This is a genomic window from Endozoicomonas sp. GU-1, assembly GCF_027366395.1.
In the GTDB taxonomy this organism is placed as follows: Bacteria; Pseudomonadota; Gammaproteobacteria; order Pseudomonadales; family Endozoicomonadaceae; genus Endozoicomonas.
Genome location: NZ_CP114771.1, coordinates 4341324 through 4359363, shown reverse-complemented (window position 1 = coordinate 4359363; position 18040 = coordinate 4341324). Strand labels below are relative to the sequence as shown.

The 18040-nt window shown below is 46.5% G+C and carries 19 protein-coding genes, 1 tRNA gene and 1 pseudogene; 7 read left to right on the top strand and 14 right to left on the bottom strand.

Annotated elements, in window-relative coordinates; translation table 11 throughout:
* Positions 1–682 precede the first annotated feature (682 nt).
* The 9 genes from rplL to O3276_RS17955 all read right to left on the bottom strand — a co-directional run bounded on the left by rplL (position 683) and on the right by O3276_RS17955 (position 8024).
* Complete coding sequence (gene rplL / locus O3276_RS17995; protein WP_269676013.1) at positions 683–1057, bottom strand: 50S ribosomal protein L7/L12; 375 nt, start codon at positions 1055–1057, stop codon at positions 683–685.
* A gap of 93 nt (positions 1058–1150) precedes the next feature.
* Positions 1151–1681: a 50S ribosomal protein L10 gene (gene rplJ, locus O3276_RS17990; RefSeq protein WP_101748379.1), complete on the bottom strand. Its 531-nt coding sequence runs from the start codon at positions 1679–1681 to the stop codon at positions 1151–1153.
* Between the two features lie 334 nt (positions 1682–2015).
* Positions 2016–2711 (bottom strand): 50S ribosomal protein L1, encoded by a 696-nt coding sequence (rplA, locus tag O3276_RS17985; protein WP_269672571.1) that lies wholly within the window; start codon positions 2709–2711, stop codon positions 2016–2018.
* Entirely contained in the window at positions 2711–3145 is a 435-nt protein-coding gene (rplK, locus tag O3276_RS17980) for a 50S ribosomal protein L11 (RefSeq protein WP_020581778.1), read from the bottom strand. Before rplK ends, rplA begins: the two co-directional genes overlap by 1 nt.
* A gap of 285 nt (positions 3146–3430) precedes the next feature.
* Positions 3431–3964, bottom strand: a complete 534-nt coding sequence (nusG, locus tag O3276_RS17975; RefSeq protein WP_101748382.1) for a transcription termination/antitermination protein NusG — start codon at positions 3962–3964, stop codon at positions 3431–3433.
* 12 nt (positions 3965–3976) lie between these two features.
* Positions 3977–4345, bottom strand: coding sequence for a preprotein translocase subunit SecE (gene secE / locus O3276_RS17970; protein ID WP_269672570.1), 369 nt, complete (start codon positions 4343–4345; stop codon positions 3977–3979).
* 89 nt (positions 4346–4434) lie between these two features.
* Positions 4435–4510, bottom strand: a tRNA-Trp gene (locus O3276_RS17965).
* A 660-nt stretch (positions 4511–5170) separates the two neighbouring features.
* The gene (gene ltrA / locus O3276_RS17960) at positions 5171–6193 is read right to left on the bottom strand and encodes a group II intron reverse transcriptase/maturase (RefSeq protein WP_442876606.1); all 1023 of its coding nucleotides are present in this window, start codon (positions 6191–6193) and stop codon (positions 5171–5173) included.
* 856 nt (positions 6194–7049) lie between these two features.
* The gene (locus O3276_RS17955) at positions 7050–8024 is read right to left on the bottom strand and encodes a hypothetical protein (RefSeq protein ID WP_269672568.1); all 975 of its coding nucleotides are present in this window, start codon (positions 8022–8024) and stop codon (positions 7050–7052) included.
* A gap of 96 nt (positions 8025–8120) precedes the next feature.
* On the opposite strand from O3276_RS17955, the gene O3276_RS17950 reads away from it, so the two are divergent.
* A complete protein-coding gene (locus tag O3276_RS17950; protein ID WP_269672567.1) occupies positions 8121–8657 on the top strand; it encodes a hypothetical protein in 537 nt (178 codons plus the stop codon).
* Here the strand turns inward: O3276_RS17950 and O3276_RS25870 are convergent.
* Both O3276_RS25870 and O3276_RS25865 read right to left on the bottom strand, forming a co-directional pair.
* A pseudogene (locus tag O3276_RS25870) lies at positions 8622–9286 on the bottom strand (transposase). The gene O3276_RS17950 and the pseudogene O3276_RS25870 sit on opposite strands and share 36 nt — an antisense overlap.
* On the bottom strand, positions 9202–9873 hold the full coding sequence (locus O3276_RS25865) for a hypothetical protein (protein ID WP_442876533.1): 672 nt from the start codon (positions 9871–9873) through the stop codon (positions 9202–9204). Before O3276_RS25865 ends, O3276_RS25870 begins: the two are co-directional and overlap by 85 nt.
* A 411-nt stretch (positions 9874–10284) precedes the next feature.
* Between O3276_RS25865 and O3276_RS17940 the strand changes: the two genes are divergently transcribed.
* The 6 genes from O3276_RS17940 to O3276_RS17915 all read left to right on the top strand — a co-directional run bounded on the left by O3276_RS17940 (position 10285) and on the right by O3276_RS17915 (position 13759).
* Positions 10285–10491 carry a type II toxin-antitoxin system VapB family antitoxin gene (locus O3276_RS17940; protein ID WP_257263408.1) on the top strand — a complete coding sequence of 69 codons (207 nt, stop codon included), beginning with the start codon at positions 10285–10287 and terminating at the stop codon, positions 10489–10491.
* Positions 10492–10896 (top strand): type II toxin-antitoxin system VapC family toxin, encoded by a 405-nt coding sequence (gene vapC, locus O3276_RS17935; protein WP_269672566.1) that lies wholly within the window; start codon positions 10492–10494, stop codon positions 10894–10896.
* 486 nt (positions 10897–11382) lie between these two features.
* Complete coding sequence (locus O3276_RS17930) at positions 11383–11751, top strand: hypothetical protein (RefSeq protein ID WP_269672565.1); 369 nt, start codon at positions 11383–11385, stop codon at positions 11749–11751.
* A 489-nt stretch (positions 11752–12240) separates the two neighbouring features.
* The gene (locus tag O3276_RS17925; protein ID WP_269672564.1) at positions 12241–12519 is read left to right on the top strand and encodes a hypothetical protein; all 279 of its coding nucleotides are present in this window, start codon (positions 12241–12243) and stop codon (positions 12517–12519) included.
* Positions 12516–12827 carry a CopG family antitoxin gene (locus tag O3276_RS17920; protein ID WP_269672563.1) on the top strand — a complete coding sequence of 104 codons (312 nt, stop codon included), beginning with the start codon at positions 12516–12518 and terminating at the stop codon, positions 12825–12827. Before O3276_RS17925 ends, O3276_RS17920 begins: the two co-directional genes overlap by 4 nt.
* A gap of 449 nt (positions 12828–13276) precedes the next feature.
* On the top strand, positions 13277–13759 hold the full coding sequence (locus tag O3276_RS17915; protein WP_269672562.1) for a hypothetical protein: 483 nt from the start codon (positions 13277–13279) through the stop codon (positions 13757–13759).
* Positions 13760–13796: 37 nt separating this feature from the next.
* On the opposite strand, the gene O3276_RS17910 is transcribed toward O3276_RS17915, so the two are convergent.
* The 3 genes from O3276_RS17910 to O3276_RS17900 form a co-directional block, all read right to left on the bottom strand.
* Positions 13797–15395 carry an IS66 family transposase gene (locus O3276_RS17910; protein WP_269672561.1) on the bottom strand — a complete coding sequence of 533 codons (1599 nt, stop codon included), beginning with the start codon at positions 15393–15395 and terminating at the stop codon, positions 13797–13799.
* A 126-nt stretch (positions 15396–15521) separates the two neighbouring features.
* Entirely contained in the window at positions 15522–15818 is a 297-nt protein-coding gene (locus tag O3276_RS17905) for a hypothetical protein (RefSeq protein WP_269672560.1), read from the bottom strand.
* Between the two features lie 90 nt (positions 15819–15908).
* Positions 15909–17798, bottom strand: coding sequence for a serpin family protein (locus O3276_RS17900; protein ID WP_269672559.1), 1890 nt, complete (start codon positions 17796–17798; stop codon positions 15909–15911).
* Positions 17799–18040 lie beyond the last annotated feature (242 nt).

The window sequence follows — 18040 nt, the reverse complement described above, 5'->3', positions numbered from 1 at the left end:
CATCTACTGACCTGTATCACAGACACCCCTGAGGTGTTGCAGATACTCTTAATGCCGTTACAGACACTGTGCATCGTTGTCGACACTTCATGTCGTGATAGACATCAACCGTTGTATGAGCTTTAGCGCCTGAACAGAAAGCAACCTGATACTATTGTTCAGATTTACTACCCTGCTTTCACGGCAATACCGCTTACATCGCACAAGGCAACGGAAGCGGTATTCAAATCTGCCCAATGGATTATTGGGCAGCTTATATAATGTCAGGCTGGGCAAAACGGTCAGCGCATGAATTCTCTACAGCAATCTACCATCATCTCACAGCTTGATCTGAAGTGGTACTGCAATTACCGGAAAACCCCTGTATTTAAACGTTTTACACCATCACAAAAAGCCTTCTCCAGATTGATCAGTTTCTGTGACGACTTTTCCAGATCCATACCTCTGCCACAACGATCTGCCAAAACAGCAATACCCCGATCAACATCACGAAGAATCCCGTTCAGCCATAAAGACTGAAAAGAATGGGAAGTTTCATGATATAGAACAGGATCTACGTGCAAATACAGTTACTCAGACGATATAGCTCATACAACGGAAAAAAGGCCGGCACCCTCGCGGGCACCAGCCACCTGAATCTATTATGCAACAGACCCGGGATTATGCAATGCTTTTGTAGAAATTACTTGATTTCTACTTTAGCACCAGCTTCTTCCAGCTGCTTCTTCAGCTCTTCAGCTTCTTCTTTAGAAGCGCCTTCTTTCAGAGGAGCTGGAGCGCCGTCTACAACAGCCTTGGCTTCTTTCAGACCCAGGCCAGTAGCAGCACGTACTACCTTGATGACGTTAACTTTCTTCTCGCCAGCGTCAGTCAGGATTACGTCGAACTCAGTTTTTTCTTCAGCAGCGGCAGCAGCTTCAGCAGGAGCAGCAGCAACAGCAGCAACAGCAGCAGCAGAAACGCCGAACTTTTCTTCCATAGCGGAAACCAGTTCAACAACGTCCATTACAGACATTTCAGCGATTGCATTCAGGATATCTTCTTTGGACAGAGCCATCTCTATATCTCCAAAAATCTTGGTTGGGGCAAACAAACAGCCAGCCCCGGAATTTGTTTAAGCAAAAAAGCAAGAAAACCAATCCGGCAAGGATTAAGCGGCTTTCTTCTTCTCGTCGGCAACAGCTGCCACAACACGGGTAATGCTTGCAGGAATCTCGTTCAGAGTTCTTGCCAGCTTGGTTACCGGTGCGATCATTACGCTCATCAGCATTGCGCGAGCCTGATCCAGAGTAGGCATCTTGGCCAGAACATCGATCTGTTCTGCGCCCAGCAACTGTCCGGAAATAGACAGGGCTTTGATATCCAGCTCTTTGTTCTCTTTGGCAAAATCCTTCATCAGACGCGCGGCGGCACCCGGATCTTCCATAGAGAAAGCAAGCACAGTAGGGCCTACCAGAACTTCCTGCAGGCACTGAAGCTCAGTACCTTCTACAGCGCGCTTGGCCAGGGTGTTACGAACTACCTTCAGGTAGACGCCACCTTCACGAGCCTGCTTACGCAGAGCAGTCATTTGACTAACAGTAAGACCACGGTAGTCCGCGATTACAGCCGACAGAGCGCTTTGTGCAGCCTCGCTGACTTCGGCCACAATAGCCTTCTTGTCTTCGAGTCCTAACGCCATGGGCTTTACTCCAAACTTATGTAGTTTCACTTATGATTTATTCGAGATAAATCATTAAGCGCTTACAATACGGTGATGGGTGTATACCGTTTTGGATAAAACGCATACTCACCGTCTACGCAGGACATTAAGTCCTCCGCCTATAACCCTTTCCGAAGAAAGGCCCCTGAAAAAACAGGCACGGCGCTGGACACCTGCGATCTTTGACGACCCCCGCCATGAAAGCAGGGACCCCAAAGAGGGTTGCGACTGGCTTGCACCAGCCAGAAATCTGACAATCCAGATTTCTGTAATTCTTTCTATCGCTTACGCAGACAGGCTTTAGCAGACAGTCTTAAGCGGAAAGAGAAGACATGTCGATAGTCAGACCCGGACCCATGGTAGAGGACAGGGTAACTTTCTTCATGTAAACGCCTTTGCTGGAAGAAGGCTTCAGCTTCTTCAGATCAACCAGCAGAGCTTCAACGTTCTGCTTCAGGGCAGCTGCGTCAAAGTCGATCTTACCAACGCCAGCGTGGATGATACCGTTCTTGTCAGTACGAAAACGAACCTGACCAGCCTTGGCGTTCTTAACCGCTTCAGCAACGTTAGGTGTTACAGTACCAACCTTAGGGTTAGGCATCAGGCCGCGTGGACCCAGAATCTGGCCCAGCTGACCAACAACGCGCATCGCATCAGGAGAGGCGATCACTACGTCGAAGTCCATTTGACCCGCTTTAACCTGCTCAGCCAGGTCTTCCATACCAACCACTTCAGCTCCCGCTTCTTTAGCGGCTTCAGCGTTAGCACCCTGGGTGAACACAGCGACGCGAACGTCTTTACCGGTACCGTTAGGCAGTACGGTAGAACCACGAACTACCTGGTCAGATTTACGAGGATCCACACCCAGGTTGACAGAAACTTCGATCGTTTCCTTGAACTTGACGCTGGAGATCTCTTTCAGCAGGCTGGCGGCTTCTTCAAAGCCGTAAGACTTGGTAGAGTCGATCTTTTCAGCAATCAGCTTGGCACGCTTTGACATCTTAGCCATTACTCAACACCCTCCACGATCAGACCCATGGAACGAGCTGAACCAGCAATGGTACGTACCGCTGCGTCTTCGTCAGCAGCTGTCAGATCAGGCTCTTTGATCTTGGCAACTTCAAGCAGTTGCTCGCGAGTCACAGTACCGACCTTCTCGGTATTTGGACGGCCAGAACCCTTCTTCAGCTTCAGAGTCTTCATCAGCAGAACAGAAGCAGGCGGAGTCTTGGTTTCGAAAGTGAAACTGCGATCACTGTATACAGTAATAACAACAGGAATCGGCATGCCAGCATCCATTTTCTGGGTGCTTGCGTTGAACGCCTTACAGAATTCCATGATGTTTACACCGTGCTGACCCAGAGCAGGACCAACAGGTGGGGATGGGTTCGCCTGTCCAGCAGGCACTTGAAGCTTAATATAAGCTTGTACTTTCTTGGCCATTGTTAACCTCTACGTGGGTCACTGCCTCATTTGACGCTCTATCCCAGACTCCTTTACAAGAAATCCCGAAAAAACATCAAATTCCACGGCTACCCGTTTACAAAGCGCGGTAGTTTACAGAAATCATCCCGAAAGCACCAGCGCAAAAACACGTAAGATAATTGCAATTTACACAATTATCGTTTTCCGCCCGAACAATAAGGGAGGATGCAAGCCCAACCCCCAAAAACACAAAACCCCGCCACCAGAGCTGGCAAACGGGGTTATGGTATCAATTCGATCAGCTTACACTTTTTCAACCTGGCCAAACTCAAGCTCGACCGGCGTTGAGCGACCAAAAATCATTACCGCCACCTGGAGACGACTCTTCTCGTAGTTAACGCCTTCCACCACGCCATTAAAGTCGGCAAAAGGACCTTCGATAACACGAACCATCTCACCCGGCTCAAACAGAGTCTTGGGCCTTGGAGCCTCAGCACCTTCGTGCACACGACGAAGAATCGCATCCGCTTCTTTTTCAGTGATCGGCGCAGGCTTGTCGGCGGTACCACCGATAAAGCCCATAACCCGCGGCGTATCTTTAATCAGATGCCACGAGTCTTCGTTCATTTCCATCTGGACTAACACATAGCCCGGAAAGAATTTTCTTTCACTCTTGCGCTTCTGGCCGTTTTTAATCTCTACCACTTCCTCGGTAGGCACCAGAATTTCGCCAAAATACTCTTCCATACCAAGACGCTTGATACGCTCATTCAGAGAGCGCAACACCTGCTTCTCGTATCCAGAGTAGGCATGAACCACATACCATCGTTTCGCCATGTCCTGTCCCTATCAAATCAGGCTGCTGATCATCCAGCCTAGCAGAGAATCGAGCCCCCACAAAATAAGGCCCATCACTAACACGACAGCAACCACCACCAAAGTAGTTTGCACCGTCTCCTGACGAGTAGGCCAGACAACCTTGCGAATCTCGGTTTTGGCATCCTTCAGCAACGTCCAGAAGGCACCACCCTTTACCGTCTGCAGAGCAACAAACCCGGCAACCGCCGCGATTACCAGCAGACCGACAACCCTGAGAAGGAGCGACTCAGCAGAGAAGTAATAATTACCGTAAACACCAACAGCGACCAGAACCGCCACAAGGCCCCATTTGAGACCATCCAGACGACCCGGAGTCGCAATTTCAGAATTTCCACTCATCAGCTTGATTTTCTCTATCCAGGCTTTCTTGAAAAGATCTTTAAAAAGACCTCTGAGAACAAGCACCCCAGGAGCTTGATCATTGGAAATGGCAGGCCAGGAGGGAATCGAACCCCCAACCCCCGGTTTTGGAGACCGGTGCTCTACCAATTGAACTACTGGCCTAAATCACTATCACTCTGGATTGCAGTGCCGGTGAATTATAATCATCATTAACCGACCTGAAAAGCATTTCGGCTTATCGAGCACAAAAACAATCAGCGCCCGAGATAAAGAGATACACATCTCTCAAAAAAACATTTCAACGAACACCTGAAAAGGGAAGAAAAGATGCAAACCCTTTTCATTTCAATATCTTACCACATCAACGGGTCTTTTCAAGCCCCTTTAATCTCCCCACTCATGCCGCATGAGGATACATAAAAATCATGCAAACACAAAATATACGACAAATCGCTAGTAGTACGTTCAAGGTCTCGAACCGCCACATATAAAACAGGAATCGACAGAAAAAAGCAAGAACAGAGGAAAGAAAAGTTGGCAGTGGGCAGAAAAAGAAAAAAGAAAAAAGAAAAAGCGTAAGCAACCTTCTTTTTCTGCCCACTGCCCACTACCCACCAGCAATTCCCGACAACCATACGCCTTAAGTCGTATAACATTGTATTATCCAAGCATAATATTTACGGATGAAATACCCCACTCCGTATGAAAACAGAGTTCCTGATTACTTTGTAGACACACCGAACACTGAAAACAATCGGGTAAGGGCTGGTCTTTCTCCAGCCCTCCCCACAGCACCCGGCATGCGGGTCCGCACCGGGCGGTTCAACGATGATGGTGAAACCTGATCCATAAGTCTTTCAATGAAACAAGCCCAATTTTCGCGAGGTAATTGTTATTCAGTGCCTGTTGTACCGCATAAGTTTTACTCAGACGGTAATACCCTTTGCTGCTGGCTGCGATCTTGGCGGCGTTCACTTTATCAACGCCTAACCTGACCAGATGCTTAAAACGGGTTTTCGGCTTGCGCCATTGCTTCAGAAAACAGCAACGGATTCGCCGACGTATCCATTGATCCAGCAGGGGAATTGGTCGGTAATATTCCGATAACCGGAAATACCCCATCCAACCCCGGATATATTGCGCCAATTTGCGTAACCGATGTTGCATTGAGACACCCCAGCGACGACTGGTCAACTTGAGTATCCGGTATTTGAATCGGTCCAGACACTTCTGGGCCCAGCGAACTTTCTTCCCTGTGAAGGTGAAACTCAGGAATTCGCTTTCTGTTGCTTTCACAACTTTACTTTTCCGGGAGTTAATCTTCAGTTTCAATTTGCGTTCAATGAATTGGGTAATGCTGTGCATCACCCGATCCCCTGCACGCTGACTTTTGACGAGAATCACAAAATCATCACAGTATCTTGCAAAGCAATGACCCCGATATTCAAGCTCCTTGTCGAGTTCGTCGAGGACCACATTAGACAGCAAGGGTGATAAAGGCCCACCCTGTGGCATGCCAACCCTGGTCGGGTAGACATTGCCCTCAATCATGACTCCGGAGCGCAGGTAGCGACCAATCAGTTTCAGAAGGCGTTTGTCGCGGACCTTACGGGAGACCCTCGACATCAAAACGTCGTGATTAACCGTATCAAAGAATTTACTCAGATCAACGTCAACGGCGTAATGTAGCCCCCCGTTGATCAACTGCTTAACCTGACGAACTCCGTCGTGTGCTGACCGTCCCGGTCGGTAGCCAAAGCTGTTTGGGGAAAATCCCGGGTCAAAGACAGGCGTCAGCACCTGCACAATGGCCTGCTGTATGACCCTGTCGATCACGGTTGGGATTCCCAGAAGCGTTCACCGCCGTCCGGCTTTTCTATTACATGCCGGCGCACGGGTGACGGCTGATAGGTTCCGTCCAATAAGGCTTGACGCACTGAAGGCCAATGCTGTTTGGCAAAGTCTGGATAAGCTTCAATGGTGACTCCATCGATACCCGGAGCACCCTTGTTGCTTCTGACCTGTTTCCATGCGCTTGCCAGATTAGCCGGTTCAAGTACGCAATTTAGTAGATCATGGTTCAAAGCTGGTCAAAGATTCTGTCGCCAGGTACGGTGAGTCGCCGGACGGCTGCATCGCCCTGAGGGAATCAGTCTCCTCTTTGTCATCGATGTTCGGCCCTTCGCTGACGACTTCCCGTCCATTAATGACTTTTGTCGTACAGCTACTATGGCCTCTGCTGACTTCTGTCCAATCACCACGCGGAGTTGCCTCTGCTGGCGCTATTGGTTGCCATCGGGTTTGCTCGAACAGGATGATGAGTCACTGTTCGCCGAGCCTGTTGTAACCAGTGGCTGAGAACTGGGAACTTACCAATCGCATGTTGAACAGATCTCCCCGGATAAGAACATGGACTTTCAGTGCACAACCGCCGCATTTACCGTGTCTCACGAACCAGAGGGCTTTGTGATCCTTGGCTCACTCGCCCAGAGACTCAGCCTTGTATGCGATTTCTGTACGTCGGCTCGCACCTTTGCACTCAGACTGCCTCCGCACAGCCCCTCGCGGGACTGCACTTGCCTTAAGCTAGTGGTTGTCATCAGCAGGCGTCTTTACCGCCAGTCAGATGTAGGTTCTCCCACAGGGGACTTTCACCCCATCAGTTCATGCCCATGCCGGGCGTACCAAGAATATTGAGAGGCTAAGTTGTATCCACCATAAGCGTTTTCAGGCTGATACTCTTACCCACAGTTATTGCTGTTAACAGTTCCGTCCATGAGTCGATAATAAACCAGTCAAACAGCCCCCTTATCCCATGCCAGAGCGATTTTTTTGATTTCGATACCGACAACGCTTTTTGGAAAAGAGGGCAGGCAAGCTGCTCTATCTGATCAATGAGAAAAGCGGTAAATGTCAAGCTGGCAAAGTTTGTCGCCAGATGCATCTCTCCGTGCCCGTAATTGTGTTCCAGGTTGTACCCTTGTGTTTTCAGTGTGTTAAACGTTTCGTTCTCAATTTTCCACTTGGCGCGTGCTCCTCGCATGACTTTGGTCACGTTTTCAAGGGTAATGTAAATATCAGTAACCCAGGTGTTGGTGTATTTCTTTCCTTTGGGACTGATTTCTACGTACTCAAGGTAGTTGACCAATATCTCTTTATGAGACTTATTGATGGGAACTCCATTGACAAACCGGAACCAGTGTCGATAGCCATCTTCGTCGGTATACCCATGGCGAACAACTTTGTTCGCTATGTCCAGCTCATCCACTGCTTCATAAAGTGATAGGTGACTGGTGTCCTTCGCAACCATGATGAAGCTGTAGTTATAGGATTTAACCAGCTTTATCGTGGGTCCATCGGAGTATAAATCGTCAAAGTTGAGCACCAGTTTCAGGTGCGGGTGCTCTCTGGCAATGTTCGCCAGAAGTCTTTTGAGAGCTGTTTGCTCACAGTCGTTTTTTGAGGCATCTACCTGCTGAATGATGGGTTCCGGCATCAAAGGTAGTACTTCCTTCTTACCCGGTTTAACCAGACAGCAAGCCAGCAACTGATGGTAGTACTGGGGATTTTTGCTATCCGGTTTTTTCACACAGCACTCAGGGCAATGGATGGTTCCAGAAGCAAAATGCCCTGTTCCACCGTAAGCGTCCAAACGGGGGGCAGACTCCAATGGCACTGACTTAAGGCCTCAGCCCTTGATAATTCAAGGCTTACTCGGAAAGAAGCGACTATAAAAAGTCACAAACCTAAATATTTCCCTTCCGAGCAAACCATGAACAAGTGTAGCCAAGAGTTTCTGTCCCTCGCAGATGAATGCCTTCACCAATTTGCACAGACTGAAAGTGATGAATTTTCATCAATCCTTACCTCTGATGACCTTAACTCTTTTCAGAATTGTTACCCCGGCTACAGGGTAAGGGACTTTCCACCCATCAAAACATTAACCTTGTTCATGCGACAGGTGGCCAGTGACACCAAGTCATGTCGCCACGCCCTCATTGATGAAGCGAGAGACCAGGTCGTCAGGGGCAACAAGAAGAAAGTGCCCAACACTGACACCAGCGCATATTGCAAAGCGAGGCAACGGTTGAGTGAAGCATCCGTAAGAGGTTTGCTGCGCATATCTGGCAATAGCCTTGATCACGCCTCACCAGAATCATGGCTATGGCATCAACGTCGTGTACTGCTTACTGATGGTTCAACATTGTTGATGCCTGACACCGAGAAAAATCAGAAAGAATATCCTCAACCTGGCACTCAAAAAAAGGCCTCGTCAGTAAAATCTGTGGGTCATTTCCGGTTCAGGTAACTTGCCAAGCGCATGATATAACGCAATTTCCGCACATCTGTAGGTTCTGAAACCGTATGATTTTCTCGTAGTGAGTTTTATCTTGGTGTTCAGACCCTCAACGATACCGCTGGAATACGCCTTTTTCGCCTTGAACCAGTTCAGGATAAGTGGCTTGTGTCGTCGAACAGTTTTAGCAACTTTCTTCATCGGTTCTATCTTTGATCGCATCACTCTTGTACACCACCGGTCCAGGTATTTTCCTGCCCAGTGTGGTGAAATGTAGTCCCAGAACACTTGGAACTCTTCTCTGAGAAGATAGGCTCTGACACTTTTGAGGTTGTCTGAAGCACTGTGTTCAGCTTGATCTCTTCTTTCTCGGTCAGGTTCTCTTTTCGCTTGAGCAGACACCAGCGTGTTTTTTTCAGCACCGGTTCATAACCATCTGCCTGAAGCTGTTTGTGTTCCGTGGCCCTGACTTCATCAATGGCCTTATTCAGCATGGCAACGATATGAAAGCGATCCAGAATATGTAATGCTTGGCTGGCAAACACCGCAATCGCTTTTACGTAGGGTTGCCACATATCAGAACAGACATACTCCAACCGCTGGCTACGCTGTGTACCCAGGAAAGCGAAGAAGCTGCGAATCGTAGCTTCGGTACGCTCCTGACCAACCCATAGTAGCCGTGTACAGTCGCGATCAATTGGTAGACAACAGTCAAGTATTTATGGCCGATCTGATACGCCACCTCATCAACACCAATGGCCTTGATATTATCAAGTGAACGATGCTTCTTGCCCCACTCAACCACATACTCAACAGCATGGAAGACCTTCTCCCACGAGGTATTGAAAGTACGGGCGACCTCCTTCCAGGAGAGCTTTCTAGCCCAGTTTGCCAGAAACTGCATGTAAACTTTGGTGAGTTCCTTCTTGCCTTCAGCCCATGGAACCTGCTCAACCTTTACGCCACATGTCTTGCATTCAACCCTACGCATTTTGTAGAGCAGAAAAACCCTGATTCCCCAGAGAGGGACAAACTCGAAACGACGTTCAGCAAGACGGTCATAGCCCGGAGCTGGTTGCTGACATCCTGAGCAAATAGCATGGCCGTTCTTGCGTGGGGCCACGATGACATTGAATACTTCAGAGCCTTGATAGAGACCGAGTTTTACATCCTGATAAACAAATGACTTGAGTTTATGAACTTTATTGAGGATAGTTTTTATCAGCATCAGCGGCGTTTCTTCTTGTTTTTGTCTGCAAATAAAAACATACCTGAAATCAGCCGCTGGTGCTTTTTTTTTTCAAATTTGTTGATTTCTACCCACAGTTATCCCTGAAGAGCCAATACTTTTATATTATAATTGTGTGCCTTATGTACATACAAAATGGTTAATAGATCACGTTTTGTCAATAATCATACGGAGGAATCCGGGGTCTTGATTCTTGACGCTCAGCTGGTAAATGAGTTTACCGGCCATGTTGTCAAACGGGTATCTGGGTGAGGATGATATTGTGCGGTATGAGGATACGTATGGGCGGGCGTGATGAGTTATGGGTTGCGAGTTGTGAGGGAGATAGTTGCTTGCTATTTTTTGGCGGACTACTATAAGCACACCATTATTATCTAAAAAGGTGTATTTATGCCCTCGAATGCAAGAACTAATATCGTCATTGATCAAGATTTGATGCGTGAAGCCCTTGAGCTTTCCGGCCTTGGCTCGCGGCGTGAGCTTGTGAACTATGCCTTACAGGAGCTGGTTCGCAGGGAAAAGCAGAAACAAATCCTGTCGTTAAAAGGGAAGGTCGCCTGGGTGGGGAATCTTGATGATATGAGAGAAACCCGCTGAATGGATATTATGGTTGATACCAGCGTTTGGGTTGATTTTTTCAATGATGATGATAACCCGCAGGTGCACTATCTTGTGAAGTTGTTACAAGATGGTCGGGTTGCCACCTGCCCGGTGATACTTATGGAAGTACTGCAGGGGATTCGGGCAGACAAGACATGCAAAAAAACGGAAAGTTACCTTTCTTCGCTGTCCAGTTACTCGATATCAGATCAGCTGTTTATTGATTCTGCCATGCTGTATAGAAAGGCCAGAAAGAAAGGTATTACTATTCGTAAAAGTATGGATTGTCTCATTGCTGTCACCGCGATTCATTATACTCTCCCTCTCTTACACAGAGATCGTGATTTTGATGCTATTGAAAAGTACTCAAAACTGATTTGTATCAACGCGAGTCAGCATTAAGTTCGACCTTGAGCTAGAAAAACCGGGGTCATATATCAGGGCTTACGCATGAGTATTCTCATTCGCATTTAACAATCCAGTTTCAACCACCTAATTGCTTCAATCACCTGAAATATAGGTTTATAGTTGCCCAATTTTACGACACCCGATGCTTAATCCTGCCCCTCTCATGATTTTCCTCACTGACCTTAAGGACCCTCGTACTCGAATCAATGGGTGCGAACACAAATGGGTGAAAGTCTGATATTGACTGGTAATTTCATACAATATTATTCTTCTGCACAGGAAACGGGATGATATTCTTTGAACCAACCTCTGTAATCTTGGCGCAGTACGTCACTGCCAGCAGCTTCCATCCATTGTCAGCAATTCCCGATAAATTGATTACCATCAATGATATCAAGGGTTAGAGGGAAAGTAGCTATTCCTGCAATCGCAGACTTTTAGTATTTTATTTGGCATATATACTATTTCTGTCGTGTTATTGTGCCTCTATCAAAGAATAAAGCGCTTGCTGAAAAATTGATCTCGCTGGTCTCGAAAGAAGCGGCAAAGATTCCGGATTTTCGACCAAAAAACAACCATGCGAAAATCTCTCTGCATGATGCCGTCATGTGCGGTCTTGCTGTCATGCATCTGAAATATCCATCGTTGCTTAAGTTTGACCAGGACTGCCTGAATGATGCTGATAAGCTCCATAACCTGAAATCCCTTTATGGTGTTGAGCAAGTTCCCAGTGATTCGCGCCTTCGTGAACTGCTTGACCCCATTGAGGCCCGCTATTTTCGGAAGTTTTTTACCATTTTGTTTGCCTATGTTCAGCGCTCCAGTGCTGAATATGGGACAGCCAGTTAAGATTGTTGAACTGACCAAACGGTTGCTTTCCCTTTCCGGCCTTTCTATTCTGGATGAAGTATCTTGAAAGCCGTTGTCCGTGTTCCGCTGTCCGTTAAAGGGCATTGCCCATCAGAGGATTCAACTGGCGATTCAGACACAGCCTGAGAATCTCCCGGCTGGCGCCGCCACTACCGAGAAGTGCCGAAACAAAACAGCTGGTATCAAGTACAATGGTTTTCATGAATTTGATAACAGCACATATGCTATCTCAGGGTATTTGTTAATGTCAGCGCTAACCTGCTTTAAAGCCTACGATATTCGTGGCCGCATGCCTGATGAATTGAAGAGAAAAACCGATGTCAGGCCTTGATTCTTGACACCACTTAACCCTGTTCTATTTTTGCAGCTTTTTTTCTGGGGCATTGAGGATAAGGTTGAGGATGTACTGAATCTGGGCTAATAGATAATATTTGATGACAAAGTGCACACATTCTCTATACTGACCCTATGAAATGCTTTAACTGGAACGCTGAGAAGAATCAGCAGCTGATTGATCAACGCGGTAAATCCTTTGAAGAAATTATCTTTCATATTCAAAACGGCGACCTTCTGGATGATATTGCCCATCCTAACGAGGTTGACTACCCGCACCAGCGGGTGTTTGTTGTTAACGTGATGGGCTACGCCTGGCTGGTGCCCTACGTGGAGAATGAAAAGGAGCTCTTTCTGAAGACCCTGATACCAAGCCGAAAATTTACCCGAGATTACCTGGAAGGTGATTCATGACAAAAAAAAATACGTTGGATCAAGAGGAGCAGTCGCTACTTGATGCTCTGGAAGCAGGAGACTATCAGTCCACGCTGTCCCCAGAACGCAAAGCAGAACTGGAGAGTTTTGCTGCAGAGACTTTTAAAAAGGATAAGCGCATCAATATCCGTATTTCACGACGCGATTTACTGGCCATTCAGTCCCGGGCCCAGCGTGAAGGTATTCCTTATCAGACGTTGGTTTCCAGTATTATCCATAAGTATCTTTCTGGTTCTCTGATGGAGGTAAAACCAAGGTCGAAACCTGGATCAGGTATTGATTCTTGACGCTGCATAATCCTGCCCTACTTTTACAGCTCCTTGATTATAAGCTGAGGGCATAAGAAGTGAGCAGGCCGTTGAGAGTCGAGTTATTGAAAAACTCCGGATGAACGGTCAGCACATGAGTCCGTCAGTCAAACCGATGGTGAGTATCGCAAGGAATTATAAACGTTCTTGAGTGACCAGGAACTTTCGTACTTTATGGCGCGGATGTCACAAAGAGTATTTAAGTACCAACGCTTCAATTTAAGTGAATTTTTTATATCGGAACCACAGTGACATTCAATTGTCCACAGGTTACCAATTCTGTATTTCCCTGCATGGACGATAAAAAATGAAAGCATCTATAGGTTAAGTCGTCCGACTTAAAACTATCGTTCCAGATAGGGTCATGCAGAGTGTTACATTTGGCCTGAAAATTATTACTACTGTTAGTCGATTTTTTTGCTATGACAATGGATATTCAAGTTTATTATGGGGGTCAGCATGCTATTTTCGGACTTACCAAGCTGATTAATGAAAATATTTCTAATGAAAATCAAGCCGTTTATGAAGAGATCAAGTTAGGGACTAGCCTGTTACTTTTAGGCCTCCTTCCAAATGAGGAGCAATGGCTTAGAACTCTTGATAAGAGGCTTGTATGCATTGTGCCCGGTATAATGTCACTGCTTGGTGCAGGTATAACCGTATATCTATCCCCTGATTGTGACACTTCATATATTACAAAAGGTTTTTTTGATGGCGCAAAGGACGGCTTGATTTATTACTCGGCATCATCTTGCATCATGAATAAAATAAACACGGTAGCAATCGAAACAATTTTCGTAATTTCTCAAAAACTGCTGCAAAGCCCACAAGATAGAATCTGGGAAGCTTTTTCAATCAAACTCTCCAGCCTCGGGAACTGCCTAACTCCATTTAACCTGTCTGTCAGATAGTCCCAGAATGAAAGACCATACAGGCGACACGTTTTCTTCAGACTGGCAAGGTGTTGCGACTTTGCCGTCCTGCTTCGCTCCGCGTGCCGCCGCTAATCTTACGACGCTTGACGTATTCTCGTATCAGGCTTTCACTCAGGTTGTTATGTAACGGAAGGCTTGGGTCTTCCAGTACCAGCAACAGCTCTTTTTCTATGACAGCAAGGCCTGAGAGCGCTTGCTGGAGAGCCCTGCAATTTGTGCGTGTCTGGATTAGGGCTAAAAAGCCTAGTCGTCCCTTCATGGCGTTCTCTTTGGAAGGCTCAGCCTTGAAGGCTTTCAGATCATCATAAATCGCCCAGAGCCATGTCCGGCACCATTTCTGGGCACTGGCTTGTTGCTCATTGACAGGATGAACCTTGTACAGCAACCGCTCTGCATGTACCCAGCACTGGGCGTGTTTGAACACATTGAACTGTTGTGCGCCATCGCTGAAGGTTGTCAGATGCCCTAAGCCATGTTCTATCAAACTGGCATAGATCAAGGCTTCACTGGCTTGTTGCAGGCGTTTTTTGCCTGTCAGGCCATGCTCTTTCATGCAGGCCTTCCAGGCTTCATAACTCAGGAAAGTCACTCCAACGTATGGCTGGAGTACACGCAGCCACTTTTGGGGATATTTGAGTGTCCTCAGGTAGTCCAGGGCATTCCCTGTCATCGCGTACGTCCGAAAAGGCCGGTGCAGAAGGCTTAGAAAATTCTCCCGGCTTTTGCTACCTGTGGTGGCATACCAGGCAAACGACTCATTACAGATGATGGTGCAGTAACCATTTTGTCCTTGATGCCTTGCCCCTGTGTCGTCTGTCTGAATGTAGCTTGAGCAACGAAGGCCTGCGACCAGGATCTCATCCTTCTCACTTTGAAACTGCTCATTCCCTTTAGTGATCAGGTTGCTCAGTTCCCCCGGCGAGATGGAGAGGCCAATATCCCAGAGCCATTCCAGCAGCTGCGGTTGGGTAACACCACAACCGAAATACTGGTGAAGAATGTAGGCTTGCAATGTCGGGCCATAATGGTGCCCGTGCAAATTCGCTGGAGGCTTGGCAGTGACTGTTTTCCCGTCTGGTGTTATCCATTGGTCAAGCAGATATTCGACACTGGTTGGCTTGATCACCAGATCTTGTACATAGAATGGGGTAGTGCCGTTCCAGGTAGATCCCGGAGGAACACCACAGGCCGGGACACATATGCTCTTTTCAGGAGGTGGCTTTGTGGGTTGCTTGCGCTGATTACGAGTACTTTCATCCGGTTTGCTGACCTTATGTTTTGGGACATCATCCGGGTCAGCTTCATCACCTTGACCGGTTGCCGGTGGAGTACCGGGAGGGCCGTCTGAGTCATCAGGGGGCTTGGTATTTGGTTTGATGTCAGGCTTGGGAGGCAGCTTTTTAAGACGGCGGATTTCAGCCTCAAGGGCTTCAACTTTCTCCTGTAGCTGAGTGATCTGCTCTTGCTGCTGAACGCCTTGTGCCTGCAGCCTGGCAATCAACTCCTTCTGGAGAACGTTCTCTTTCTGGGACAGAGCCAATGCTTTCTGGGACAAAGCCAGCGACTCCTTGAGCAATGTGTTGTGCTGCTGGAGCTGAGCAAGATAATCCAAGACTTTTTGGCCTGGATGGTCATGCTGGACATTGGTTGCAGGAAAAGGAAAATTCATGGTGTAAAAGGATAGGCCAGAGACGTGTATTTTGCTTTATGTCAGCACTTTCTGAGAACTTACCAATTTTCAAATAAGTACATCGTTAAATATATTTCTTATTATGGTAAGTGTAACACTATCCCTTTTTCCAACTGGTGTTCCAATGAACTCTAAACGATGTAAATAAAATGCAGAATCATCTCCAAACTTAGTAATCAAATGACCATCAGGAAAAGAGCACTTGGACCAAATTGATTGCCTGGAACCACCATCCCCTGAACTAACCTCTTCATACTTTAAAATATATTTTTCTCCCATATCATCTGAAACTATGTACTGTTCTTTAGCTGGGGGTAAGTTTGTAGATAAACCGGAATTATACATTGAATCTCTCCACTAACTCATATAAGTGATCGACCAGTATAGACAATATCCGTGTCATCAGTCTATTCATTTATTGCCAAACGGGTTGAACTATTCCGATATTTTTGGGTAGTCAGGGAATAGCTTATTTACCAGGATATCTCTTGACTTAAACATTGCGTCTACATAGATTCTGGGTTTGTAACCAGAATTGGAAAAGTCATGAACACCTCCACAATATTGATATTCTTTTCCAATAATTTCAATTAATTTTTCTTTAATTTTTTCTGCTTCTTCCAGGTCGTTAACCATAATATCGATACCGATATCATTCCATATGACTTCTTTGATAGGAATATCATTGAGTTTTTCTTGTAAGGCCATTAGTAATTGACTCTCTTTTTCTTCTTTTGTCAGCTTGTCAAAAGACTGTGACTGCTCAACATTTGGTGGTAAAAAGTCATTTCCTGGAAGCTCTTTATTGGTTTTAATAGGCTGTGGAGATGTCTCTGTCATATTTCCAACCAAATTTGGGGCAGTTACAAAAGACTGCGTGGATGGGGAAGAATCTTTTTTAACTGGATTTTTATTTTTCTCCGCTGCCAGTTTTATCAAATATTTCATCAACTGTGGTTTCAACGCTTCAAATCCTTCGAAGCACATACCATGAAACTCCTCTTTACACATAATGCAATAATCGGTAAGTTTCTTTCTTTTCTTTTTATGAGAAAAGCTATTCGAGCTGGCACCAGCAGAAATTTCTGCTTCACCCGAAGCAACCAGAAAATCACCATTTTTGACCGCTGCTCCAAGCACACGATTGCCTTGCTTATCGACAATAAAAACCAGCCCGGGGCTATCAAAATCAAATTCAATAGCATTGCTCTCGGAGCCCACGGACCTGGTGGTTATTGCTGTCGTAGTAGCAACTGAAACACGAGCACCTTCCTCATCTATTTTGGCCACGATTGTTTGCTTTGTACTGAGAGAGTCAGGTGTCGGTCCGCCTAATTTCTTTAATTTGTCAGGCGTTATTTTTATACCCCGGAAAGAACCAATCTGATCCAACAGATCGCTGTTCGTACTGTTTATTTTCATTACAGGGAACGTCAGCTTAACTTCTCTGGGTGTGCGGTTAATTGATTTGTCAATCAGATGATCGATGGTCTCTTTAGTAATACTGCCAATGGCGTCAGGTGAATCTTGAAGCGGTGCTATCGCCACCAGGTAAAGCTCATTCTCTCCTTGCTTGAATGGTTTGGCAATGGCTTCAAATTTTCGGCTACGCTCATCAGAGTAACCTATCTGATCCTTTATACTCATCATTTTGACGTTAATTGTGGACCCGTCTGCACACCTGAATGGACGAGACTCAGTGTTACCTGGATTAAACGCATGAGCCCATTTTGCCTTGAGTGACACGACATTGTTTATGGTAGTGTCAATCGAATCCCGAAGGGGATGATTTGCCAGCAATCCAGGAATTTCACCCCCGGTAACTTGTTCGACGTATTGATCCGTCACATCAGCTATGTTTTTATTGCCATCAGAGGTTAGCAGCTCTGCTTTATAGTGCTCAATGAGATTATCAACAAAACCCTTGTCGTGGCCCGGATTATGTGCGGATGCCATGAAGTTCAATATAGAAAGCATCTGGTCCTTTCGGAAAGGATGCTTTCTGCTGAGACGCCCCAGTTCATTATGGATTGCCGAATCAAGCTGTGGTGTCAGCTCTCCTTGAGGTATGTCGAGGATCATTTCCTTATCGTTGTTATCCATGGTTGCCAGTAACATACCCAGTGACGCGGCCAGGCTTGAATCGGACAAAGCAGTGCTGGACTGACCTGCAGGTTTTAATATTTCAAACGCCAGATCACGAATACATGCGCTAACTATTTTTTTAGCTCGATCCTGGTATTCTCGCTGGTTGCAGGTTGTTGTTTCAATCGATGCACGCGTAGGAACAGTTGGTATTGGGGGTAAGCCGACTGAGTTGAACATTTTGCTACTCCTGACTCTGTTAATGTTAATAACATCCGCAAGGCAAGTAATTTTTTATCAGTTCGCTATTGAGGTCTCCTTCCACCACATAGAAGACTCCATCTTTATTTACTCCAATGGCGCTAAAATCTACAACGCTAACAAGACTAGTTTAATCACTTTTCCGACGATTGCTCGGCATCCTGATGTTTGTCGTACGCAATAGGTCGTCGGTCATTACCAACTATTCGTGCTTTCGTTTT